The sequence below is a fragment of the Romboutsia sp. BSD2780061687b_171204_C1 genome, from assembly GCF_015560225.1.
Taxonomy (GTDB): Bacteria; Bacillota; Clostridia; order Peptostreptococcales; family Peptostreptococcaceae; genus Romboutsia_C; species Romboutsia_C hominis.
The window spans coordinates 783,129-807,775 of record NZ_JADMRK010000001.1 but is presented as its reverse complement, the minus strand read 5'-3'; the positions used below and the strand labels follow the sequence as shown (position 1 = coordinate 807,775).

General features: G+C 26.7%; 27 protein-coding genes. 11 read left to right on the top strand and 16 right to left on the bottom strand.

All coding sequences use genetic code 11. The annotated features are described in order from the left end of the window. Positions 1 to 3 precede the first annotated feature (3 nt). The 5 genes from accC to lexA all read left to right on the top strand — a co-directional run bounded on the left by accC (position 4) and on the right by lexA (position 5,890). Positions 4 to 1,371: an acetyl-CoA carboxylase biotin carboxylase subunit gene (gene accC, locus I2H23_RS04095; protein WP_092925861.1), complete on the top strand. Its 1,368-nt coding sequence runs from the start codon at positions 4 to 6 to the stop codon at positions 1,369 to 1,371. A gap of 13 nt (positions 1,372 to 1,384) precedes the next feature. Beyond that, a complete protein-coding gene (gene accD, locus I2H23_RS04090; RefSeq protein ID WP_092925863.1) occupies positions 1,385 to 2,233 on the top strand; it encodes an acetyl-CoA carboxylase, carboxyltransferase subunit beta in 849 nt (282 codons plus the stop codon). Positions 2,234 to 2,402: 169 nt separating this feature from the next. Next, positions 2,403 to 3,356, top strand: coding sequence for an acetyl-CoA carboxylase carboxyltransferase subunit alpha (locus I2H23_RS04085; RefSeq protein ID WP_092925865.1), 954 nt, complete (start codon positions 2,403 to 2,405; stop codon positions 3,354 to 3,356). A gap of 657 nt (positions 3,357 to 4,013) precedes the next feature. Then, positions 4,014 to 5,159 carry a tyrosine-type recombinase/integrase gene (locus I2H23_RS04080; protein WP_207733553.1) on the top strand — a complete coding sequence of 382 codons (1,146 nt, stop codon included), beginning with the start codon at positions 4,014 to 4,016 and terminating at the stop codon, positions 5,157 to 5,159. Positions 5,160 to 5,260: 101 nt separating this feature from the next. Next, complete coding sequence (lexA, locus tag I2H23_RS04075) at positions 5,261 to 5,890, top strand: transcriptional repressor LexA (protein WP_092925871.1); 630 nt, start codon at positions 5,261 to 5,263, stop codon at positions 5,888 to 5,890. A gap of 67 nt (positions 5,891 to 5,957) precedes the next feature. Here the strand turns inward: lexA and deoD are convergent, their stop codons facing one another. After that, positions 5,958 to 6,671, bottom strand: a complete 714-nt coding sequence (gene deoD, locus I2H23_RS04070) for a purine-nucleoside phosphorylase (protein ID WP_092925873.1) — start codon at positions 6,669 to 6,671, stop codon at positions 5,958 to 5,960. A gap of 214 nt (positions 6,672 to 6,885) precedes the next feature. On the opposite strand from deoD, the gene I2H23_RS04065 reads away from it, so the two are divergent. Continuing rightward, positions 6,886 to 7,290: a DUF4829 domain-containing protein gene (locus I2H23_RS04065; protein ID WP_092925875.1), complete on the top strand. Its 405-nt coding sequence runs from the start codon at positions 6,886 to 6,888 to the stop codon at positions 7,288 to 7,290. 34 nt (positions 7,291 to 7,324) lie between these two features. Here I2H23_RS04065 and I2H23_RS04060 read toward each other — a convergent pair whose 3' ends face one another. Both I2H23_RS04060 and I2H23_RS04055 read right to left on the bottom strand, forming a co-directional pair. Continuing rightward, a complete protein-coding gene (locus tag I2H23_RS04060) occupies positions 7,325 to 7,948 on the bottom strand; it encodes an OmpA family protein (protein WP_092925877.1) in 624 nt (207 codons plus the stop codon). Then, positions 7,938 to 9,338 carry a MotA/TolQ/ExbB proton channel family protein gene (locus I2H23_RS04055; RefSeq protein ID WP_166505393.1) on the bottom strand — a complete coding sequence of 467 codons (1,401 nt, stop codon included), beginning with the start codon at positions 9,336 to 9,338 and terminating at the stop codon, positions 7,938 to 7,940. The genes I2H23_RS04060 and I2H23_RS04055 overlap by 11 nt, the downstream gene beginning before the upstream one ends. 539 nt (positions 9,339 to 9,877) lie before the next feature. On the opposite strand from I2H23_RS04055, the gene rluF reads away from it, so the two are divergent. Continuing rightward, positions 9,878 to 10,582 carry a 23S rRNA pseudouridine(2604) synthase RluF gene (rluF, locus tag I2H23_RS04050; RefSeq protein WP_092925881.1) on the top strand — a complete coding sequence of 235 codons (705 nt, stop codon included), beginning with the start codon at positions 9,878 to 9,880 and terminating at the stop codon, positions 10,580 to 10,582. Between the two features lie 77 nt (positions 10,583 to 10,659). Then, positions 10,660 to 11,400, top strand: a complete 741-nt coding sequence (gene ymfI / locus I2H23_RS04045; RefSeq protein ID WP_195581115.1) for an elongation factor P 5-aminopentanone reductase — start codon at positions 10,660 to 10,662, stop codon at positions 11,398 to 11,400. A 79-nt stretch (positions 11,401 to 11,479) separates the two neighbouring features. Here ymfI and I2H23_RS04040 read toward each other — a convergent pair whose 3' ends face one another. The 11 genes from I2H23_RS04040 to I2H23_RS03990 all read right to left on the bottom strand — a co-directional run bounded on the left by I2H23_RS04040 (position 11,480) and on the right by I2H23_RS03990 (position 21,377). Further along, positions 11,480 to 11,839, bottom strand: coding sequence for a hypothetical protein (locus tag I2H23_RS04040; RefSeq protein ID WP_092925885.1), 360 nt, complete (start codon positions 11,837 to 11,839; stop codon positions 11,480 to 11,482). Between the two features lie 81 nt (positions 11,840 to 11,920). After that, positions 11,921 to 12,586 carry a glucosaminidase domain-containing protein gene (locus tag I2H23_RS04035; RefSeq protein WP_195581114.1) on the bottom strand — a complete coding sequence of 222 codons (666 nt, stop codon included), beginning with the start codon at positions 12,584 to 12,586 and terminating at the stop codon, positions 11,921 to 11,923. Between the two features lie 193 nt (positions 12,587 to 12,779). After that, positions 12,780 to 14,024 (bottom strand): peptidase U32 family protein, encoded by a 1,245-nt coding sequence (locus tag I2H23_RS04030; protein WP_166505390.1) that lies wholly within the window; start codon positions 14,022 to 14,024, stop codon positions 12,780 to 12,782. A gap of 179 nt (positions 14,025 to 14,203) precedes the next feature. Next, positions 14,204 to 15,025, bottom strand: a complete 822-nt coding sequence (gene proC / locus I2H23_RS04025; protein ID WP_195581113.1) for a pyrroline-5-carboxylate reductase — start codon at positions 15,023 to 15,025, stop codon at positions 14,204 to 14,206. Positions 15,026 to 15,183: 158 nt separating this feature from the next. After that, on the bottom strand, positions 15,184 to 16,077 hold the full coding sequence (locus I2H23_RS04020; protein ID WP_166505388.1) for an HD domain-containing protein: 894 nt from the start codon (positions 16,075 to 16,077) through the stop codon (positions 15,184 to 15,186). Between the two features lie 42 nt (positions 16,078 to 16,119). Beyond that, entirely contained in the window at positions 16,120 to 18,090 is a 1,971-nt protein-coding gene (locus I2H23_RS04015) for a [FeFe] hydrogenase, group A (protein ID WP_092925895.1), read from the bottom strand. A 105-nt stretch (positions 18,091 to 18,195) separates the two neighbouring features. Further along, on the bottom strand, positions 18,196 to 18,336 hold the full coding sequence (locus tag I2H23_RS04010) for a hypothetical protein (RefSeq protein ID WP_166505387.1): 141 nt from the start codon (positions 18,334 to 18,336) through the stop codon (positions 18,196 to 18,198). Between the two features lie 153 nt (positions 18,337 to 18,489). After that, positions 18,490 to 19,161: a response regulator transcription factor gene (locus I2H23_RS04005; protein ID WP_092925897.1), complete on the bottom strand. Its 672-nt coding sequence runs from the start codon at positions 19,159 to 19,161 to the stop codon at positions 18,490 to 18,492. A gap of 19 nt (positions 19,162 to 19,180) precedes the next feature. Continuing rightward, complete coding sequence (locus I2H23_RS04000; RefSeq protein ID WP_166505386.1) at positions 19,181 to 19,456, bottom strand: hypothetical protein; 276 nt, start codon at positions 19,454 to 19,456, stop codon at positions 19,181 to 19,183. 79 nt (positions 19,457 to 19,535) lie between these two features. Next, positions 19,536 to 20,471 (bottom strand): dipeptidase, encoded by a 936-nt coding sequence (locus tag I2H23_RS03995; protein WP_092925901.1) that lies wholly within the window; start codon positions 20,469 to 20,471, stop codon positions 19,536 to 19,538. Positions 20,472 to 20,561: 90 nt separating this feature from the next. After that, a complete protein-coding gene (locus I2H23_RS03990; RefSeq protein ID WP_092925903.1) occupies positions 20,562 to 21,377 on the bottom strand; it encodes an Mrp/NBP35 family ATP-binding protein in 816 nt (271 codons plus the stop codon). 166 nt (positions 21,378 to 21,543) lie between these two features. Between I2H23_RS03990 and I2H23_RS03985 the strand changes: the two genes are divergently transcribed. Both I2H23_RS03985 and I2H23_RS03980 read left to right on the top strand, forming a co-directional pair. Continuing rightward, positions 21,544 to 21,768 carry a hypothetical protein gene (locus tag I2H23_RS03985; protein WP_092925905.1) on the top strand — a complete coding sequence of 75 codons (225 nt, stop codon included), beginning with the start codon at positions 21,544 to 21,546 and terminating at the stop codon, positions 21,766 to 21,768. A gap of 98 nt (positions 21,769 to 21,866) precedes the next feature. Further along, positions 21,867 to 22,691, top strand: coding sequence for a thermonuclease family protein (locus tag I2H23_RS03980; protein ID WP_092925907.1), 825 nt, complete (start codon positions 21,867 to 21,869; stop codon positions 22,689 to 22,691). A 124-nt stretch (positions 22,692 to 22,815) separates the two neighbouring features. Here I2H23_RS03980 and I2H23_RS03975 read toward each other — a convergent pair whose 3' ends face one another. Together I2H23_RS03975 and I2H23_RS03970 are read right to left on the bottom strand one after the other, a co-directional pair. Further along, entirely contained in the window at positions 22,816 to 22,980 is a 165-nt protein-coding gene (locus I2H23_RS03975) for a hypothetical protein (protein WP_166505384.1), read from the bottom strand. A gap of 52 nt (positions 22,981 to 23,032) precedes the next feature. Beyond that, on the bottom strand, positions 23,033 to 24,283 hold the full coding sequence (locus I2H23_RS03970) for a chloride channel protein (protein WP_202819469.1): 1,251 nt from the start codon (positions 24,281 to 24,283) through the stop codon (positions 23,033 to 23,035). Positions 24,284 to 24,460: 177 nt separating this feature from the next. Here I2H23_RS03970 and I2H23_RS03965 point away from each other — a divergent pair, with 177 nt between their 5' ends. After that, positions 24,461 to 24,619, top strand: a complete 159-nt coding sequence (locus tag I2H23_RS03965; RefSeq protein ID WP_166505383.1) for a hypothetical protein — start codon at positions 24,461 to 24,463, stop codon at positions 24,617 to 24,619. The last annotated feature ends 28 nt before the right edge of the window (positions 24,620 to 24,647 follow it).

Below are 24,647 nucleotides of genomic sequence, written 5' to 3'. Positions count from 1 at the left end.
ATTATGATTAAAAAGATATTAGTTGCTAATAGAGGAGATATAGCTGTTAGAATAATTAGAACTTGCAAAGAACTAAACATAAAAACAGTTGCAATATACTCTAAAGCAGATAGTGAGTGTTTACATAGATATCTGGCTGATGAATCCATATGTATTGGACCTAATAATATCTCAAAAAGTTATAATAATATAGACAATATAATATATTTAGCTCTTAAACTTGAATGTGATGCTATACATCCTGGATTTGGATTCTTATCAGAAAATCATGAATTTGCTAGAAAATGTGAAGAAAATAATATTATTTTTATCGGACCAAGTAAAAAACAAATGGTTTTAATGAGTGATAAATCTAGAGCTCGTGAAACTGTTATTAGTTTAGGTATAAAGGTAGTTCCTGGTTCTGATGGAGTACTAAAAAACAAAGAAGAAGCTTTTGAAGTAGCAAATAAAATTGGTTATCCAGTAATTATAAAAGCTTCTAATGGTGGCGGTGGGAAAGGCATGAGAATAGTCTATACGCAAGACGAACTGTTTTCAAATTTTGATATAGCTAGTTCTGAATCTTTAGCGTCATTCGGAAGTAGTGATTTATATATGGAAAAATTCATAGAAAATCCTAGACACATTGAAGTTCAAGTATTTGGAGATAGATTTTCAAATGCGATACATTTAGGTGGAAGAGATTGCTCTATGCAAAGAAAAAATCAAAAAGTACTAGAAGAATCACTTTCTAACTACTTAAGTGAAGAAGAGAAGAATAATTTATATAAGAGTGCTGTTAATATCGTAAAAGGAACTAATTATATAGGTGCAGGAACAATAGAATTTATAGTAGATAAACACAAAAACTTTTATTTCATAGAAATGAACACAAGAATACAAGTAGAGCATCCTGTTACGGAAATGATTACAGGAATTGATCTTATAAAACTTCAGATATTAATTGCAGATAATAAGCCTATACCTTTTACTCAGAAAGAGATAGTATTTAAAGGACATGCTATTGAATGTAGAATAAATGCTGAAATACCAGAAGAAGAATTTAAACCATGTCCTGGTGAAATAACATCACTAAATATACCTGGCGGATTTGGAACAAGGTTTGATACCTTTGTTTACTGTGGATATACTATACCTCCTCTTTATGATTCTATGATAGGTAAGCTTATTTGTTGGTCAGAGAGTAGAGAAGAGTGTATAAAAAAAATAAATAGAGCGCTAGACGAAATAATTATAGAAGGTGTGAGAACTAATATAGATTTTCAAAAATCGCTTATAAATAGTGAAGCTTTCTTAGAAGATAGGCATTATACTAAATTTATCGAAAATGAATTTCTGGGAAATAAACAGATAGCAACAACTATATAAGGGAGAAATCATTATGATTAAAAAATTTTTACCATCTAAAGAAACTAAATATATCACAGTTTCTCTAGATAATAAATTTAAAAAGAATAGTGTAGATGATAAATTTTGGATATATTGTGAAGGTTGTAATGATCATGTTTTTAAAAAAGATATAGAGGATAATTTAAATATATGTCCAAAATGTGAAACACATTATAGTATTAAAGCTAGAGATAGAATAAGTTTAATTTCTGATAATGGTACTTTTAAAGAGTTTATGTTTAAAATTGACATTCAGGATCCATTAGAATTTCCGAATTATTTAAATAAACTTAATAATTACAAGGAAAAAACTAAAGAAGATGAAGCTGTTATTTGCGGCACTTGTAGTGTAAATGGAATAAAAATAGTTTTATGTGTAATGAATCCAGATTTCATGATGGGAAGTATGGGCAGTATTGTTGGTGATAAGATAACATATTCTATAGAATATGCAGCTAGTAATGATCTTCATATAATTATTTGTACGGCCTCAGGAGGGGCTAGAATGCAAGAAGGAATGGTATCATTAATGCAAATGGCTAAAACTTCTCAGGCCATTTCTAAGCTCGAGGAAAAAGGATTATTATATATAAGTTTATTAACACACCCTACAACTGGCGGTGTTAGTGCTAGTTTTGCTATGCTTGGAGACATAATTTTATCTGAACCAAATACATTAATTGGCTTTGCAGGTAAGAGGGTTATAGAACAAACTATAAATCAAAGGCTTCCTAATAATTTCCAAACTTCTGAATTTTTACTAGAGCATGGATTTATAGATAAGATAGTTAATAGAAAATATTTAAAAGATACATTATATACTATACTTTCACTACATTAAATAATATATACTATACTTTCACTACATTAAATAAATAGATATAAATTAGCGAATAAATACAAAAAATTTATTCGTTAATTTTTTAGAAATAAATATTAAATAAATGAATATTTACATTTAAGTTGAATATATAAAAATTTAATTTAAGATATTTCTATGGAGGAATAGAATGGATATAAATACTATTGAGATAAATAAAAAAATACAGAAATTAAAGGCAGATATAAATAATTTAACTGAAATATCCAAATCTAATCAAATAGATTTAAGTAATCAAATAAGAGAATTGGAAGAAAAACTAAGTAAATTAAAAGATGAAGCTAATGTTAATTTATCACCTTATGAAAAAGTTTGTTTAAGTAGAGATATAAAAAGACCTACAACAAAAGATTACGTTGATAGAATTTTCTCTAATTTTATAGAACTTCATGGAGATAGGCTGTTTAAAGATGATTCATCTATAATCGGAGGAATAGGCAATATAAATAATTTTAAGGTTACCATTATAGGTCATCAAAAAGGAAATGATGTTCATGAAAATATTAAAAGAAACTTTGGGATGCCTCATCCAGAAGGATATAGAAAAGCCCTTAGGCTTATGAAACAAGCTGAAAAATTTAAAAGACCTATAATTACATTTATAGATACACCGGGGGCATTTTGTGGTATAGAAGCTGAAGAACGTGGTCAAAGTGAAGCTATTGCAAAAAACTTACTTGAAATGAGTAAACTTAAAGTACCTATCATATCCTTTATAATCGGGGAAGGGGGAAGTGGAGGAGCACTCGGAATTGGTATTGGAAATGATGTATGTATGTTGGAACACTCAGTTTACTCGGTAATTTCTCCTGAAGGACTGTCGAGCATATTATTTAAAGATTCCTCTAAAGCTAAAGAAGCTAGTGAAGTAATGAAACTTACTAGTAAAGACTTATATGCGCTTGGTATAATTGATAAAGTTATAAAAGAGCCATTAAACGGTGCTCAAGAAGATGTGGATTTAGTAGCTAACAAAATAAAAGAATTTATATTAGATAGACTTGATTACTATGAAAAACTTACTGAAGCTGAAATAGTTTCTAAAAGATATGATAAATATAGAAAAATCGGAAAATGCTTGTAGATTTAAAAAAATATACCTATATGATAAATTTAATTATATAGGTATATTTTATTTTGTATTATAAAAAAATACACTAATATAAATTCATTTAACAAATTTATCTATTATGCATGCAGATTTATTAAATTAATATTAATAATAAAAATTAAAATAAATTTAATATTGATAATTGGAAGTAGTGGTATATTTATAAATCTTTAAGATTTAACTAGTCTTTAAATGTATATTTAAGGAATAGTTATTATAATTAATAATATTATGCATATAAATTTATTAAATTTAGCAATTTGTGCCTATGCTTATATAGATTTAATTAATTTATATTTATTTGCTAATACTCTTTTTTTGTTTCTATATATTTTGTTTATAAATAGTTTTTCATATTGCATTTTATAGTTATCTTTCTTAAAGATATATTTATACATTAATATTAAAGCTTAAAGATATATTTATACATTAATATTAAAGATTTTTCATCTAAATATATAAGTATATTTAATATACTTTATTTTAAGCTTCAAATGCTTATACTTAATCTCTTTACAATGTAATTTGTAAGTAATACTTAAATTTTAGGAATAGTTGAAATACGAAAAACCTAGTGTTATTATATTTTATAGTTATAATAACTTTTCATTTTATAGTTGGAGGTAAATTTTGAAAGATACAAAAATATTAAAAATACATAATAAATCAGATAAACCAGATAACATCGTCATACGTGATAACAATCTTATAGAAGAATGTATAATAATAGAAAAATCATTGCCTAATTTTATGAAAGATTACTTTGTTTATTTAAAAGGATCTGTATCTGTCTCTACTAGACATGCATATTTAAAAGATATAAAATTTTTCTGCAATTACTTAGTTGAATCTCAAGAACTAACAATAGCTAAAGAAATATGTGATATTACCTTAGAAGAATTTAATTTAATAAAAGCAAGAGATGTAAACTTATTTTTAGGTGATTATTGTACTAGATACTATAAACATACATCCCAAGATACAACTTTAATTTATGAAAATAATAATAGAGCCCTTGCTAGAAAAAAATCATCTCTCTCTACTCTATTTAAGTTTATGTTTAGAAATGAACAATTAGACAGCAACATAACTGATGGCTTTAATCCAATTAAACTTCCTAAGCCTCAACCAGATGCTATAAAAAGACTCGACATAGATGAAGTCGCTAAAATGCTTGATTCTGTTGAAAATGGTTATGGATTAACTGATAAAGAAAAAGTTTATTGGAGGAAAACTAAGCTTCGTGATAAGGCTATTTTAGCTTTATTTGTTACTTATGGACTTAGATTAAATGAGCTCAGAGAGCTAAATATTTCTTCTTTTAACTTTTCTAGGGGTGAATTTAAAATATATAGAAAAAGAGGTAAAGAAGTCTTGATGCCAATTAACCATACTTGTGAAGTCGTTGTTAAGGATTATATTTATAATGAGAGGACAAAAAGTGAATTATTGGCTGAAGAACACAAAGATGCTTTATTTTTATCTTTACAAAATAAAAGAATTACACCAAAAGCTATCAGACAACTTGTTAAAAAATATACGTCTATTTCTATGGAAACATCTAGAGATAGTGGTTATAGCCCTCATAAACTTCGTGCTACTGCCGCTACTTCTCTAATTCAAAATGGTTTTTCTATATATGATGTACAAAATCTATTAGATCATGACAATGTCACTACTACCCAGCTTTATGCTGCACATAAAAAACATGTTAAAAGAGATATTGTAAATAATTTTGAATGGATAGATGATAAAAAAGAAACTTCTTTAGACTAAATAGTAAATACTTCTTATTTCGGAACGAATGTTTGAGAAAAGGGAAACATTGTGCTACAATATAAGTATAATGCAATAATTGACTAGGAAGGAGAGATTTTATGTATATAGATTTGAGTAGCAAGCAAATATTAATATTAGAATTTATAAAAGATCAAATAGCCTCAAAGGGGTATCCACCATCAGTTAGAGAAACATGTGATGCTGTAGGGTTAAAATCAACTTCTACTGTACATGCACATTTAAATAAGCTTGAGAAATTAGGGTATATAAGAAGAGATGCTACTAAGCCAAGAGCTATAGAAGTTTTAGATAAAGCTGGATTCGAATCAGATTTTCCTACACCAGAAATGCTAAATCTTCCTCTGGTTGGACAAATCACAGCAGGGTTACCAATACTTGCAAAACAAAATATAGAGGAGTACATAACATTACCAGCTAATCTAGTTAAAGGTAGCAATAACTTTGTTTTAAAAGTTAAAGGTGATAGTATGGTTAATGCAGGTATTTTAAATGGAGACTATGTTATTGTGGATAGAAAAAATACTGCTGTTGATTCTGAAATAGTAGTAGCCCTTATTCACAATGAATATGCTACAGTAAAGACATTTGAAAAAGATGGAGATGTTATTAGGTTAATACCTCAAAATGATTTTATGGAACCAATAGTTCTAACATCCAGAGATGTACAAGTTATAGGCATTGTTACAGGTGTGTTTAGAGTATTATAATAAATTTAAGTATTTATAAGTAAAAGATATGGTATTATAACCATATCTTTTACTTTTGATTTAAAATTTAAGCTAATTCTAATGCGATTTCCATCATTTTTGTAAATGCTACTTGTCTATCATGAGATGAACACTCTTCTCCTGTAAAAGGACAATCTGATATTGTAAGTATAGTAAGTGCATTAACTCCTGCTCTAGCAGCATTCATATAAAGACCAGCTGCTTCCATTTCTACACATAGAACCCCCATCTTCTTCCATTTTTCTAAATTACCTAGTCCTGTATCAGAATAAAATACATCACTTGAAAGTATATTTCCAACAGTTACTGTAGTCCCCTTATCATTAGCTATATTTACTGCTTTTTGTAGTAATTTATAACTTGCTATTGGAGCATATGTACCTGGTAAATTATATTGTGATGCAAAGTTTGAATCGGTACAAGCACCCATACCTATTACAATATCATGTAAATTTAAGTTTTCATTTATTGCTCCTGCTGAACCAATTCTTATAAGGTTTTTAACTCCATAAAAGTGTATTAATTCATAAGAATAAATCCCTATTGATGGTATACCCATACCACTTCCCTGTACAGATATTCTTCTCCCTTTATAATAACCTGTATATCCAAACATCCCCCTAACAGTGTTATATTCTACTACATCTTCTAAAAAGTTTTCCGCTATAAATTTAGCTCTTAGCGGATCTCCAGGAAGTAATATAGTTTCTGCTATATCTCCTAGCTTTGCATTATTGTGCGCCGTTGGTGTATTATTCATATTTTAACCTCCTTAAAACATTAAGTATTAACAAATTTTAACTTATAATTTATTTTTAGCTTATATGATAGTATACTATAATTAAGTGCACCTTTTCTAGGCATAAATACCTGAATTTAAGCATTAACTTAATTAAAATTGTTAATTAGGAGGTGATTTCATAAAAAATAAAACTAAGAGTAACCAGACATTAGCATTACTACTTTTAATACCTATGCTTATATTTTCTTTTTTAGCAACAATAAAATCTGAAGGTATAGAAAAAAATGATAGCTCTAGAGAAGTTGTAAATGAATATTTTAACTCAATCAATAAAAAAGACATATCTAAAATAAATCAAATTATTACAGATCAAGATGAAACTAATTTATTAAGTTCTAAATTAAATTATATAGACAAAATTACATTAAAATCACTAGAAAGAGAAACAAACAACAGTTTATTAAAGTCATATACAAAATATAGCAAAAAAAGCATAGATAATATTAGAATCTATAAAGTTAAGTATAAAGTTGATTATACTGCTCCTAAAAATATAAATAGTACATATGAGTCTTGGATATACCTTTGCCGAGATAATCATAGTTCTAAATGGTTAATAGATGTTTTTGATATGTAAAATTATAAAAAGGTGGTTTATATCCACCTTTTTGTTAATCAACATCAATTTCATACATTAACTCTACTCTTCTTGATGCATCTTTATTTATAGTACCGTCGGTATTTTTTATAAGCTCAGCCTCAGATCTACCTATAGCTTCGATATCCTTTAATACCTTATCTTTATATTTATAATCTCCAATTTCCTCACCTACTATAAATGTAGCTACACTATAAGCCCTTTTTTGGGATAAATCTAGATTGTATAAATAACTCCCAACATCATCTGTATGACCTTTTATTACTATTTTTGATATATTACCCTCATAATTACTATAAAGAGCTTCTACGTACCTTGGAATAAATATTTTAAGCATTTCTTTGGCTTCTTGTTTTAACTCATAACTATCTACATCAAACAATGTACTTTCTCCAAAGGTTACTAATCCGCTCTTTTCATCAATCAATACATTTAATCCATTATCTTTTAATGTGTTTTTAACTGAATCATTTATACTTTTTGCTAAATCTTTTTCAACTGAACCCGTTATAGATTCACTACTAAAAAGTATGAGCATTATAACCATTAGTACAGTTGCTATCATATCTGTAAAAGTTGGCCAAAAGCTACTCTTCTCAAACTCTTTATTAATAGTTCTTCTGTATTTATTTATCATCTTTACCATCTCCAATTAATTTATTTAAAGATGATTTACTTAATTTATTTCTTTTTTTTGAATCTATAGATATGAACTTATTTTGTCTTTTCTTTCTTAATACATCTGAAGTCCTTAATAACTCATTAGATTTACTATAATTAGAGTTACTTTCTTCTATATCATAAATTTCTTCTTGATTTTCAGTCTTATATCTATCTTCTTTCATATAATCCATAGCAACAGCTTCTTTATAAATTTCTATGTAATCAAATATCATATTCAATTTTTCATCTATATCTTGACTTGAAATTGCTATTACAGATGCTAAATGTTTTATTGTTTGATCTAGGTTTATTTGCTCTTTGTTTATGTTACCTTGCATATTAGATATATTTTTTTCATAGTCTACAAGCTTAACTAATAAATCTTGAGCAGTTCTTTCATATAAAGCAAAGTTAGCAGATAAGCTTCTTAAAAATTCTCTCATTTTATATTGATTTTCAACAGACTCATTTATGTTTTTAGAAGTAAGCTTTATATCTAATAATATTTCTTTATTTATATCCTCTTGAACATCATATTTATCAAATAATTTATTAAATCTTACATTCAATATATTAAATTGTTTATCTAATTTTCTAATATCTTGATCAAATACTTTTATAGAGTCTGAAGATCCTAGAAGTAAGTTCTCTAACGTCTTTATACTGTTTATAAATTCTTTATTAAATCTATTTAAATCTTTTGATATATCATCAAACTTCTCTATAGATTCTATTGATTTACTAATTTGCTTTATAGTATCTTTTACATCTTCTATTTTATTATCTAAGTCTTTAGATTTATTATGAGTTACATCAGAAGTTAGTAAATTTTCGCATTTTAGCATAAACATAGTTAATATTTGTTCACAATCATTACGAGAAAGTATAGTATTTAATACAATAGAGCTAACTATTCCGCAAATACTAGTTATAAACGCAGTTTGCATCGAACTTATAGTCTGAGGAAGTGAATTTATTATATCGCTAGTATTTATACTTAAAAGCATTAACGAAAGTCCAACAAATGTTCCTAATACACCAAGCAATATACAGTTAGATGATGAGCTCTTTATCGATTTAATATTATCAAGTACATATCTTTTTTTAAATGTTAAATTGGAACAAACTTCCTCAATAAATGTAGTTATATTAACTTGAGCATGACTATTTTCTAGTAAGTATAAATCATATTTCTCTTTTATAGATTTATATTTCATACTTCTTTGGTTATGCTCATTTAAACTTATATAATCACTATTTATATAATTATATAAAGCTTTATTTAAGATTACATTTATAATGCTATAAATAAGTATTACTAAAACAAAGAAAACTGTTAATATATTTATAAATAAACTATTCAAAACTTCTCTCCTCCCTTAATATTTATATAATTATATATATGTACTAGCCCAAAATAAAATTCAAAAAAATAAAGTGACTTAAACCTAAGTCACTTTATTAACTATCATAACTAGCCTACATTAAGTTAAATTATTGGTTTTATCTTTGAAAAAGCTAGATAACTCTTGTCTTAAGATTATTGTAGGGAGTTTTTAATAGTGTTACTAAATACTATGAAAAATTTCTGTAATTTGTTACTATAAAAAATAAATTCAAATCGAAATATATAAATATATATAATTCGTATGTTTACGTATGTTTATAAGGAAGTTAAAAATATAAACTCGAGTTTTTTTGCCATTTATGCATATATTATTATTTAAATATTGTTATATAATTCGTTTTTAAGAATCCCCCTATATTTTAAAAATGTATTATATAAAGACTATCATTATATTAATTAAACATATTTAAGTCATCATTTGTACCTTGATTAACATATTCAACTGTAATATACTTTAAAAGTATTATTTAAGATGAAGAAACAAAGGAGAACGATATGAGGCTAAACAATTACATTAGCTCTACTGGAATGTGTTCTAGGAGAGAAGCTGATAAATTAATACAACAAGGAAAAGTTTCTATAAATGGAAAAATAGCCAAAATAGGTCAGCCTGTTGAGGTTAATGATATTGTAAAAGTTAATGGAAAAAGAATTACTCCTAAAAAGAATAATGTATATATAGCATTAAATAAACCTGTTGGTATAACATGTACAACAGAACGTCATGTTAAAGGTAATATAATTGATTATATAAACTATCCAGAAAGAATATTTCCTATTGGAAGACTTGATAAACCATCAGAGGGATTAATACTTTTAACAAATGATGGATCTATCGTAAATAAAATATTAAGGTCTGAAAATAATCATGAAAAAGAATATGTTGTTACAGTTGATAAGAATATAAATCAAAAATTTATAGAAAAAATGAGTTCTGGCGTTAAAATATTTAATCCTGTTAATAATAAATGGGTTATAACTAAAAAATGCCATGTTAGTAAAATAAATGATCGTACATTTAAAATTATATTATCTCAAGGATTAAACAGACAAATACGTAGAATGTGTGAAGTGTTTGGGTATAATGTTGTAAAATTAAAAAGAGTGAGAATAATGGATTTAACCCTAAAGGGAATACCCACTGGAAAATGGAGAAAACTAACAAGTAAAGAAATGGATAATATATTACAAAAATTATAAAGTGTAGGTTTATATAGATTTTACAATCATATAAATTTTTTCTTTTAAAATAGACTTAAGAAAGGTTAAAACTAAATATGAATAAAAAAACAGTTTTAATAACAGGTGCCTCTAGGGGTATTGGTCGTGAAATGGCAAAAGTATTTGCTAAAAATGAATATAATGTTTTAATAAATTATAATAAATCAGAAAAAGAAGCCAATGAACTTTACGATGAACTAATCTCAAAAGGATATTCAGTAGTTTTATATAAGGCAGATATATCAAATCCTTTAGAAGCAGATGCAATGGTTAAGTTTTGTATCGGTACTTTTGAAAGAATTGATGTACTTATAAATAATGCTGGAATAACTGATTATAAGATGTTTACAGATACAACTAATGAAGATTGGAATAATATAATAAATACAAATTTAAATAGTGTTTTTTACACTACTAAATCTGCAGTAAAATATATGTTATATGAACATAGTGGTAAAATAATAAATATATCTTCTATCTGGGGAATGGTTGGAGCATCATATGAGGTAGCATATTCTACATCGAAAGCTGCACTAATAGGTATGACAAAAGCTTTAGCAAAAGAATTAGGACCTTCTAATATTCAAGTTAATGCTATAGCACCTGGAGTTATACAAACAGATATGTTAAATGGTATACATGAAGATGTTATTGAGTATTTAAAAAATGAAACTCCATTGTTAAGATTAGGCACTCCGCTGGATATAGCTAATTTAGCTTTATTTTTAGCTAGTGAAAAATCAAATTTTATAACAGGCCAAGTTATAAGTTCTAATGGTGGATTTGTAATAAATTAGATAGATTCTATGTAAAATACTTATTTATGATTATAATTAATCTAAAGTATTTTACATAGATTTTACACTTTAAATTAATTTATTTTAGAAAACCAGCATCTTGATTTGTCATAACCTCTTTCGAAAAGCATAATGGACATGTTATTTCTTCATTTGTATAATCTATAGTATAAATACTTCCGCAAATAGCGCACCTAAATTTACAAATAGTATTTACTTTTTCCTTTGTCTCACATTGAGTTATTTTTATGGGAATATCTTCTATGATAGCTATTGTTACTTTTTTTCTAATATCTAATATTAGTTGTGAAATTTCATTTAAAGATAAATTAAATTGCTTAGAACATTTTTTTAAATCAAATTGTTCTAGATTTATAAACTTTAATATATCTAATTCTCTAGATGTTATCTCTATATACTCAGCCTTTTCATGTTGCATAAATTATCCTCCTATCTATAAATATATATAATATCTTATGATTAATATATATTCTTATAAGCTAATACATTAGATATATTTTTATTCATTTGCGTAAAGTTTTTTATATACATCTAAGAATCCAGAAGCTAATTTATCTACCTTTACTTCCCACTCCTTATTTTTTCCTTCATCAGGACAATAATGTATCTGTACATCATCTACAGATACCCCTTCATAATAAATAGCTCCTTTTGTAAGGTAGTTTTTAGCAAGGTGCTTAGCGGTATATAAGACTGATTCATATTGAGTAGAAAATAATTTTCCCTTCGATTCATCTGTATAGACTTCAAATCCAGTTAAATTATTATCTTCAACAGCTCTTCTTGATGTAGCAAATCCACTTTCAAGAGCTACTATAGCTGCCATTGTAAATGCATTTACACCATAAAGTTCCTCGGCATCGACAAATGCCTCTGAAAGATGAATCATAGTAGATGCACCTTTATAATTCTCAAATACATTCTCAAGTTCTTCTTTTTTTACTCCACTTTCAACAGTAATATCTTCTCTTTTATAGGTAATATTTGAGGCTCTATTTTTTTCTATGAGCCTTACATTTTCTTTATTTAAATTTTCCTTAGTACTAGATAGAACATAGCTTTTTATTTTAATATTTTCGTTCACTTTCTCATTTGATGAAGATATAAATATTATAAATGAAACTACAAGTATACATATTACAATAGATTCTTTAATAAATTTCATACTATTTTTCTCCTTATTGAACAATAAATATTGTTTTAATATATATTCAACTCTATAATTGGCATTCCCTTTATATAATTTAATACAAAATTTTGCTATATACTTCATCTTTAATCTTTAATATATATTTTTTTCAAATAAAATGTAAATAAAAAGTCCTAATAAATTAATACTAGGACTTTTTATTTACATTTTATTTAATTGTTCTTATATTTACAATTGGTTTTCTTAACATATAATCTTTATCTACTTTAACATCTAACTTTATTTTAACAATTTGTCTTGCATGTGGAGCAGATTCTATCTCTTCACCATATTCATTGTACATTTCAAGAATTGTTGCATTAACTGTTTCTTTAAATGGACCTATAACTTCTATTTTATCTAACACATTCATTTTGTTTCTTTGCTCTACTATATAAAGGCCAGTTTCTTCTTCATAATCCCTAACTATTCCTATAAAATCATAATTTCTTATATATGAAGCTGAGTCATAGTTGTGTGCTTTTTCGCTTGGTCTATCAATGAAAAATCCAGTACTATAATCTCTATGACTTCCCTTTTTGAGTTCTTCTAGCCACATAGGATTAAATTTCCAATCAGTAGGGTTTTTATAATATTCATCAAGTGCCATTCTATATGCTCTAACAGTAGTAGCCACATAATACGCCGTTTTCATTCTACCTTCTATTTTTAAGCTTGTTATACCACTTTCAATTATTTGTGGTATGTATTCTATCATACATAAATCTTTTGAATTAAAGAAAAATGAAGAATCTATTTCATCTACAACTTTTTCATACTGACCAGGATTAACTTCATCAACTAAAGTATATTTCCATCTACAAGGTTGAGCGCAAGCACCTCTGTTTGCATCTCTTCCTGTTGTATAGTTACTTATTACACATTTTCCTGAATATGACATACACATAGCTCCATGAACAAAAGCTTCTATATCCATATCTTCAGCAGCATTGTCTCTTATTTCTTTTATTTCCTTAAATGATAATTCTCTAGCCATAACTACTCTTTTAGCACCTTCTTTATACCAAAAGTTTGATGCTAATGAATTGGTTGTACTAGCTTGAGTACTAATGTGTATTTCCATGTTAGGTATTGTTTCTTTAACTATAGTAAATATACCAGGATCACTTACAATAACTGCATCTACATTTATTCTATCTAATTCTAATAAATATGCTTTTAGTTGGTCTAATTCTTCATTTCTTGGTATTATATTTACTGTAACGAAAACTTTCTTTCCTCTTTCATGTGCAAATTCTACACCTTCAGCCATTTGCTCTATAGTAAAGTTTTTAGCAGCCGATCTCATGCCAAATATTTCTCCACCAAGATAAACAGCATCTGCACCATAAGTAAAAGCTATTTTTAATCTTTCTAAGTCACCTGCTGGTGCTAGTAATTCCACTTTATTCATATATGTCTCCTTAATCTTTTATATCTTTATTTTAATTAAATTAATTTATATTTATTATAAAATAATTATAATGGGTATTTAAACTCTGTAGTTCTACTTTATTCTACATAATTTACCCAAATATAAATTTATAAAACTTATATTAATATTTTATACAACTATTCATTATACATTATAATTTATTTTTTAGAAAGGTCAGCATTACTCATTTTTTTTGACTTATCAATACAGTTATCTATTGCTTTTATTATAGATTTCCTAAAACCTTCTTCTTCTAAAGATTTTACAGCTTCTATAGTAGTTCCTCCTGGAGAGCACACCATATCTTTTAATTCACCTGGATGAATATTTGTTTCTAATACCATCTTAGCCGCTCCCATAACAGCCTGAGATGTAAATTTATAAGCCATATCCCTTGACATACCATGAGATACGCATGAGTCTGCCATAGCCTCTATAAACATAAATACATATGCAGGAGATGAACCACTCGCTCCTATAACAGCATGTATTAAGTTTTCATCTACTACTTCACTTTTCCCAAATGAATCAAAAATACTCTTTACATCTTTTAAATCTTGATCCGATATATTTTTATTTTTACAAAGTGCACTCATACCTTCGTTTACAAGCGCTGGAGTATTTGGCATAGTTCTTATTATTTTTTTATCATCGCCTATTATATTTTCTATAGAGTATATAGTTTTTCCAGCTGCAATAGTTACTATTATTTTATTATCTATTACGTCTTTAATATTATCAAGTACTATATCATATATATTAGGTTTTACAGCAATAACAATTATGTCTGACCTTAATACAACTTCTCTTGAATCTTTTGTTGTATTTATATTAAATTCATCTTTTGCATTATTTAAAGTATTTTCACTTAAAGCTGACGCATATATGTTTTCAGGTCTAATAAGCTTTGAATTTATAATTCCTTTAATCATAGCTTTAGCCATATTACCACAACCTATAAATCCTATTTTTTTATTCATATCATTCTCCTTATGTTTTTATTTATATATAAACAAGTATAACAAATCATTGATATTATTACATGCAGATTATATAAAAAATAAAGTCACAAGTTTTACTCGTGACTTTATTTTAAACAAAATTTCATATAGTTTTTAATTTTAGAATTATTTATGTTTTATAAATAAAGCTTTGTTTCTAGCCTTCTATCATACTCAGACCATTCATCATCGCTTGTATTATCTTTTATTTGAACTATCTTATTCATAGTAGCATCGACTGAATCTGCATAATTTATTATAAATGATTCTTCCATGTTAGCTGGCCTTGGAGAACCATATTCTATTTTACCATGATGTTGAGTTACACATCCTTTTATTCTTCTTATAAATTCTTCACTAAATGTATAATCTATATTATTAAAAGCTCTATCTAACATTTGTACTCCAATTACTATATGTCCTTCTAATTCTCCTTGTAGAGTATACTTAAATGGACCATGGTATTCAAGCTCATATAATTTACCTATATCATGAAGCTTAGCACTTAATATTGCTATTTCTTTTCTTTTGCAAGAGTATCTTTCACATAACACTTTTGTCAAGTACATTACATTTAAAGTGTGTTCAGCAAGACCTCCTATATAATTATGATGCATGGATACTCCACCTATAGCTTCTTTAAACTTATTTAAAAATTCTTCATCTTTGAAAAAATAATCATTTAATAGTTTACCTTCTGTAGATATTATATATTTTTTTGATATTTCTTCTATTTCATTTAGTATATTTTCTATAGGCTCTTTAGTTGTTGGTAAATAATCCTTGAGGTCATAATCCTTAATTTCATCAAATTCTTCTATATCTAATATAGAATTCTGCTTACAATCTATTGATAAAACTTTACCTAATGGTACTCTGTAAGGAAGTTTAGCTTTAATATGACCACTTTTATCACTCATATTAAATACATATTTATTACCATCCCTATGAAGATATTTCATAACCATAAGAGAGGTTTTTATTTGTTCATTATTTTTAATATCTCTCAAAAAGATTTTTTTATTACCCATAAAATTCACTCTTTCTTTAAAGATCATTATTTAAGTAAGTTTCTATTCTTCTTTACTTGCATCAGTGTTTTCATCTTTTCCTCTTTTTACCTTCACAAAGTATTCAGTATGAAGCAATTCATGTGCCTTATGGCTTAATGGATGATCTAAGTGATTGTCGTAGATTGCTCTTACCTTAGGATTATCTTTGGATACTCTAAGGTCTAATGATCTATCTATGGAATTTAAACCTTCAGCTCTTTGTTGAAGAGTTTCAAGTCTTTTTTTAGCTTTAGGTTGTCCACCTCCACCAACACATCCATAAGGACATGCCATTATTTCAATAGCATGGAAAAATTCTTCTTTATTTCTTATTTTATCAAGGAGTTTACCAGCTTCTCTTAAACCATAGGCAATACCTATTCTTAATGTTAAATCATTAACTTTAACTTCTGCTACCCTTAGACCATCCCATCCTCTAAGAGATTCAAATTCAACTTTTTCTAGTTTTTTACCAGTCATATTTTCATAAAGAGTCCTAGTCGCAGCTTCTATAACTCCTCCTGTTCTACCAAATATTATTCCTCCTCCTGTGTAGTCACCCAGTACCGAATCAATAGGAGAATCCTCTATTTGACTTAAATCTATATTTGAATCTTTAAATAACGTCATTAATTCACTAGTTGTTATAACGTAATCAACGTCATAATTAAGATCACGTGAAAACTCTGCCCTTGAAGCTTCGTATTTTTTTGCTATACAAGGCATTATAGAAACCAATGTTACCTGGTCTCTTTCTAGCCCTTTTTCTTTTGCCCAAATATCTTTTGCAACCGTTGCAAACATCTGCATAGGTGACTTAGCAGATGATGGTACGTCTAACATATCAGCATAATTTTGTTCTATAAATTTAACCCAAGCAGGACAACAAGATGTAAGTATTGGAAGTCTTACACTTTTATCACCTGAGTAATATTTTTCAATTCTCTCTTGAAGTTCAGCAGCTTCCTCCATAATAGTTAAATCTGCAGCCCAAGTGGTATCGAATACATAATCTACGCCAATCTGTCTAAGCGCCGATGATATTTTATTTTCCACATTAGTACCAGGTTCAAGTCCAAAAGCTTCACCTATTGCAACTCTAACAGCAGGTGCCATTTGAGTTATTACTAACTTATTTGGTGTAGCTAGATCTCTTAAAAATCTAAAAGTATTATTTCCTGTAGTTATAGCATTTACTGGACAAGCAGCTACACATTGTCCACAGTGGGTACATCTTGTATAATCTATGTAATGTCTACTTTTTCTTTCTCCTTCAATACAATCAACCGGACAAACTCTTTTGCAAGCTCCACATCCTATACATTTTTTAGTTATAGATAGCTTTATAAGATGGTTACACTGAAATGTATAACATCGGTGACCTTCTATATGTTCTTTTATCTCATCATAAAACTTATCTATAATTTCTTCCATTATATTGTGTTTTTGATTAACTTTTTCTTTTACTGTACTTGCAAGTCTTCTTAGAAAGAAAATATCTCTCATATTCGCTCTACCTTTGCTGATTCTATCAAGTAGCTTCCACATTCTTATTATCTCTTTTTTAGCAACTAAATAGTTATCTAAACTACCATCTTGCATCTTACCTAAAAGATAATCTATATAAAATTTAGCATATTGTATTATACAGTCTTCGTCAGAAAGAATTATTATAGTTTGACTTGTGTTTTTATCAAATAATTTAAAATCTAATTCTTGATCTAAATTATCTTCAGTTATAAATCCTCCAAATGGCATACCTAGTTGTGCTGCTTTAAATCCACTATCATTTAATAGCCCTCCTGCCATAGTTATTATTTCAGCAAGTGTTGCACCTTTAGGAACTTCTATTATACCTGGAGAATTAATTTTTCCAGAGATAGCAATTCTTCTTTTACCTTCTTTTGTTAATTTTTTTAATTCTTCTTCACTAAAAACGCTAAATACAGAACCAAGTGAACTATGTATTATAGTTTGTCTTTCATTTGCCATGTCTGCACCTCTTATATAATTTTTATAATTTACTATTTAATTTTCCCGTAAGTTTTAATCTTATTCTTTAAAAAGATAAAATAAAAACCTGATGCTATCAGGTTTTTATTTTATCTTTTCTATTAATTTTTTTAGTAATATCTGTTTTATTTCATTATTTATATTTACAGATTCTTGGGGTTTCTTCTTTGAATTTTTCTGATTTATCTTTTTAGTCTTAGAATTTTTGTTGTTTTTTTTAGACATTTTACCCCTCCATTTTATAATTTTCTTTTAGTATATATATATTCAAAAAAATATATATAGTTACATAAAACAAGATAATCTGTCGTTTTAAAAAACATATATAATATATTTTAAGTATAATAAAAAAAGTGCAACTAAATTAGTTACACTTTTTTATTTCATTATATACCCAAGTCCTCTTCTAGTCTCTATATAATCCTTAAGACCTATTTCTTCTAATTTTTTTCTAAGTCTATTTATATTTACAGATAGTGTATTATCATCAACATATAAGTCTGAATTCCACATGTAGTTCATTAATTCTTCTCTAGTTACTATTTTCTCTTTGTTTTTTATAAGGTAAGATAATATCTTTATATCATTTTTACTAATTTCCAAAGAACCTATAGATGATTTTACAGTTCCCTTTGATAGGTTTAAACTTAAATCCTTGAATTCAAGAATATCCATATTTTCTGAATCATTATAAACTCTTTTTAATACAGAACTTATACGTGCTAAAAGTATTTGTGTATTATAAGGTTTAGTTACAAAATCATCTGCACCTAAATTTATACTCATAAGTTCATCTACTTCATTGTCTCTACTTGTAACTATTATTATTGGTATATTAGAAATTTTTCTTATCTCTCTACATATATAAAATCCATCATATATAGGTAAATTAATATCTAATAATATCAAATGTGGTTTTTCATTTTCTATATCCTTTATTATATTTTCAAACTTGTCTGATGCAAATACTTCATAACCATATCTATTAAGTAATGCTTTTAACTCTTCTCTTATAGTCTTTGAATCTTCTATAATCATTAGCTTTTTCATATTTTGTCTCCTTATATGACTACTTAACTTCAATTATATATACATTAGTCTGTGGTGGTATACTTAAGGTCATAATGTTAGAATGATATGCGACTACAAAGTCTCCTATATTTAAATCTTTAACAGATATTTCATTATACTCGTTATCTAGTATTAAAGTTTTATCAGAATATACAAGCCTTGTATAAGTGTATATATTACCTGGCTCTTCGCCTATAGTTATAAATATATACTCACCGTTTTCAAAACTAGTTATATCAATTATAACTCCTTTTTTATAGCTAGCATATTTCATAATATACCTCCTAAAACTCATTTTAATGTATGATATTCTTTAGATTTATATTATGTTAATCTATTCTTTTTAAAACTTTCTAGAGAACATCCTTTATAACTCTTAATGCATTTTTATACATCATTTTATCGATTTCACATTCTTTAAATCCAGCTTTTTTTAGTGAGTAATAAAGTTTTTCCATTTCACCTATATCATAAACTTCGACTGCATTTTCTATTCCATCAAAATCACTTCCTATAGAAATTACATCTATTCCACCAATATTTGCTATATGTTTTATATGATATATTATATCATCTATTTTAGTTATGGAGCTTTTTCCTGTAAAATAACTACAGAAATTTATTCCCATAACACCACCACTATTTGCTAATATTTTTATCATATCATCACTTAGATTTCTAGTTACATTAGTTATACTTCTAGCATTTGAATGTGATGCTACAAATGGCTTTTTAGATATATTCGCTACATCATAAAACCCTCCATCATTTAAATGAGAGACATCTATTATCATATTAAGTTCGTTCATGCATTCAACTACTTTTTTCCCAAATGGCTTTAAAGAATTGTATCTAAAATCGTGATTATTATGAGGATAACCTATTTCATTTTCATAATTCCAAGTTAATGTTATTAATCTAACACCTTTATCATGTATTTTATATAAATTATCTATATTTCCATTTATAGCTCCTCCTTCTTCGATTGAAAGAATTGCTGATATTTTATTATTATTAATATTAGATACTATATCCTGATAACTTGTTACTAGACCTATATACTTCCTATTTTTAATTATCTCTTTATTAAATTTTTCATACATGTCTTCAAACCTTTTATATGGATCTAACCTATATTTATTTAGGTCAAAATATAATGCAAATACTTGTAAAATAGAATTTGATTTTCTTAACTTTTTTATGTCTACAGAAAAATTATTTTCATATAAATCTTTATCTTCTTCCAACAATCTATCTATTGTATCACAATGTAAATCTATAAGCTTCATAATAGTCATCTCCCTTATCTTAATTATATATTAGATTATAGATTTAAAATAAAAATAAAGCTACTAATTTAGCAGCTTTATTTTTATTAATTATTTTATATTATTCACTATACCTGTTAGTATACTATCTAATTCCATACTTATTTCATTTACTCCATTGTGAGTTATATTTATTATTTCTTTAGTCATAGGAAGTTCTCCAAGTAACTTTAAATTCATTTCACTCAAGAATTTTTCAGTTTCTTCTCCTTCAAATAACTTTATTTTTTTATCGCAATCAGGGCATTGTATATAGCTCATATTTTCAACTACACCTAATATATCAATATTTAGCATTTTGGCCATATTAACAGCTTTGGCAACTATCATTGATATCATATCTTGAGGAACTGATACCATTACTATTCCAGTTAAAGGAATAGACTGCATAACAGTTAGTGCTACATCTCCTGTACCTGGAGGCATATCTATTAATAAATAATCTAAATCTTCCCACATAACATCCCTATAAAATTGCTTTACAGTATTTCCTATTAATGGACCTTTCCAAACTATTGGCTGATTTTCATTATCTACCATGTAGTTTACAGACATAGTTTTTATATTTTCTTTAGTTATTACAGGGTATATATCTTTACCATTTGGAGATATAGCTCTCTCATTTGATACTCCCATAAGCCTTGGAATACTAGGTCCTGTTATATCAGAATCAAGAATCCCAACCTTATATCCCATTTTATTTAATTTCTTAGCAAGTAGTGCTGTTACAGTTGATTTACCAACGCCACCTTTACCACTCATAACACCTATAACTTTTTTTATATTATTTTTTGGATTATTTTCTATATTACAAGTAGATTGGCTCTTACAACTTGATTTTGATGGACATGAACTACAATTTGACATTTGTATCCTCCTAAAAGTTTTAGTTTATCTAAATTTTAAATTATATATAATATTATTTAATGACTATATACCCATTATATCCTTATATAAACATTTTTAGGCACAAATTTTGTATAGGTTAAAAATCTTTTTATAGATAAATCTATTATTTGAAAGGATATACTATATGAGCAACTTTAGAAAAGATGAATACAAAAAAACTATAGAATATGCTAAAAAGCTTCTTAATAATAATGTAGACATGACAGATATAGTAGCTAAAACTAATTTAAGTAAGGAACAAGTAAAAGATATTATGATAAAAAAAGAAAAAGAGTTAAATGATAAACAAGATAAGTTTTTTACATATATGAAATTTTTTATTTGTTATAGTTTATATAAAGTATTTTAAATTTTCATGAACAAATTTCATCATTTTACTACAAAATAGTTGCATTAAATTTAATATAAATAGTATTATATATAAAGTATGTAAAAGAGGTGAATTAAATGAAAATTTTAGAAAAACTAAAATATAAAAGAAGTTTACTATCTATTGTAATATCAATACCATTGTTTTTTGCAGGATGTACTAGTAAAACTTCTAATTCTAAAGTATTATATAGTCAAATTTCTAATCATAAGAGTAATGTAAGTCAAAGTTTAGATGTAAATTCTAAAGATGTAATAAAAGCTACTGTTGATAGAGTTGTAGATGGAGATACAGTTGAAATAATACTTCCTAATAATAAAGAAGTTGATACTAGATTATTATTAATAGATACTCCAGAAACTAAGCATCCAAATATTGGTGTACAAAAATATGGTCCGGAAGCTTCTGAATTTGCTAAATCATTGCTAAAAAAAGGAGATACTGTTTACTTTGAACTTGATGGAAAAACTTCAACAGATAAATATGGAAGATATCTTGGATATTTATGGTATACATGCCCTGAACACAAAAAATTAGAAATGTATAATGAAAGAGTTGTAGAAGAAGGATTAGCAAGAGTTGGCTATATATACAACCAAACTAAACATCTTGATGCACTAAATAAAACTCAAAGCGAAGCTAAATCTAATAAGTTGAATATATGGTCAATTAATGGGTATGTAACTGATAAAGGATATGATATGTCTAAGATAAATGAAGAGGAAAGTTCTAATACTATAAATTCAAATGATAAAAATGTAGTATATGCTAATGGTGGTAATAGTAAGTCTAACTCCTATCATAAATCAAGAACTTCTCATGGAATGAAGGGCGCTATAAAATTGACTGAAAAAGAAGCTTTAAATAAAGGTTACAGTCCATGTTCTAAATGTTTTAAATAAAAAGTACTATTTACATATATATTTTTTAATTTAATATTATTTATTAGAGAATAAAATTAGAAAAAGTACTTACTAAAGTTATTTAACTTTAGTAAGTACTTTTTCCTTTCATTTTACATGGATATTATTTAATTATCGTATATATTCCATCACAATCAGAGCATTTATAATCTGGCTCTTTATTTTCAGTAATTTGAACTGATATAGATTTACATTTATTACATTTTAACTTATAAATATTCCCTTTTTCTAAAAGTGAATCTATTAAAATATTACCCTTTTTACTCATATTTTTCCCTACCTTTTAATAATATGTATTCTTATATTATCATATATTCTCTTTAAGTATATATATCTTCTTCATCTGGTTTAAATAATGAATTTTTCTGAGATGTATATATAGTACTTCTACCTGCAAACACATAGCTTATTGCACAAACTATAAATAGATATTCTATATTCGAAGAACCAAATAGCTCTATTCCCATTATAAATGATGATATAGGAGTTTTGGTTGCTCCAGCAAATACAGCTATCATACCCATACCTGCTAAAAATGAAATAGGTAATCCAACTATTCCAGCAAGTAAATTTCCAAGTGTAGCACCTATTACAAATAATGGAGTTACCTCACCACCTTGAAAACCTACAGCTAAAGTAAGTGAAGTTAATACTAGTTTTATTATAAATGAATCTTTAGAAACTACTGTTGTAAATGAATCACTTAGTAAATCCAAACTTAATCCTAAATATATTCTGGTTCCAAGTATTAATACAATAATTATAATTATTATTCCGCCTATAAAACTTTTTAAAGTTGAATTTGGTATTTTTTTGCTAAAAAATTTCTTTAATTCATGTGTAAGTTCTGCAAATAGTTTACTAGTAAGACCAAATAAAGCCGCACACAATATTACCTTAAAAAATACATCAACGCCACCTATAACATCAACTACATTGTAATGACTGTGGTGAACATTAAGTAATTTAGCTATAAAATTTCCAATATAACTTGATACAAAACATGGTATTATAGCTTCGTATCTCATTTTGCCAATAGAGCTTACCTCAAGTCCAAATACGGTACCTGCTATAGGTGTTCCAAATACTACTCCAAAACCACTGCTAACTCCACTTATTATTAATATTGTATAATCTAATCCTTTTAATTTTAGTATTCTACCTATCTTTGCTGAAATACTTGCACCTATTTGTACTCCAGTACCTTCTCTACCTGCTGATCCACCAAATAAATGAGTAATAAATGTTCCAAAAAATACCAGTGGAGCCATCCTAAACGGTATATGGCCTTGACCTTCATTAATTCTTTCAATTATAAGGTTATTTCCCTTAGCTGAGTCTCTTCCAAACTTGGCATATAAGTAACTTACTAATGCTCCTCCTAATGGAAGTAGGTATAAGAGCCAAGGATTAGATTTTCTTGTACTTGTTGCAAATTGTAAACAATTTAAAAATAAAGATATTACTAATCCAACTACAGCACCAGATATAGATGCTAGCACAAACCATCTTAGAAAGGAAATTAATATCAAGCTACTTTCTTTGATGTGAACCTTAATTTTATGCAACATTTTCACCTCTTATTTCGTTAAATTTCTATTTTTGTACTAACAATATAATACTCTTTTTATTATGGAAGTCAACATTTTTTACTTTTTATAAATATGATTTTATATACTTTCACAATAAATATTTTATAAATTATATAGACATACTAACTATAAAGATATGATAGTAGAAAAATTGTTATGAAGAAAAATACTAGTTTAGAATTTAATTCAGAGAGTAATGTCAAAATGACTAATACTACTAAAAAAAGGTTAGAAGGTACTTGTCCTTCTTTTGAAAAAAGATCTAAGATGTTTAAAAATGAGAAAAATAAAAAGTATACAAATAAATTTAAATAATAAAAAATAGATTATGGTTATATAACCA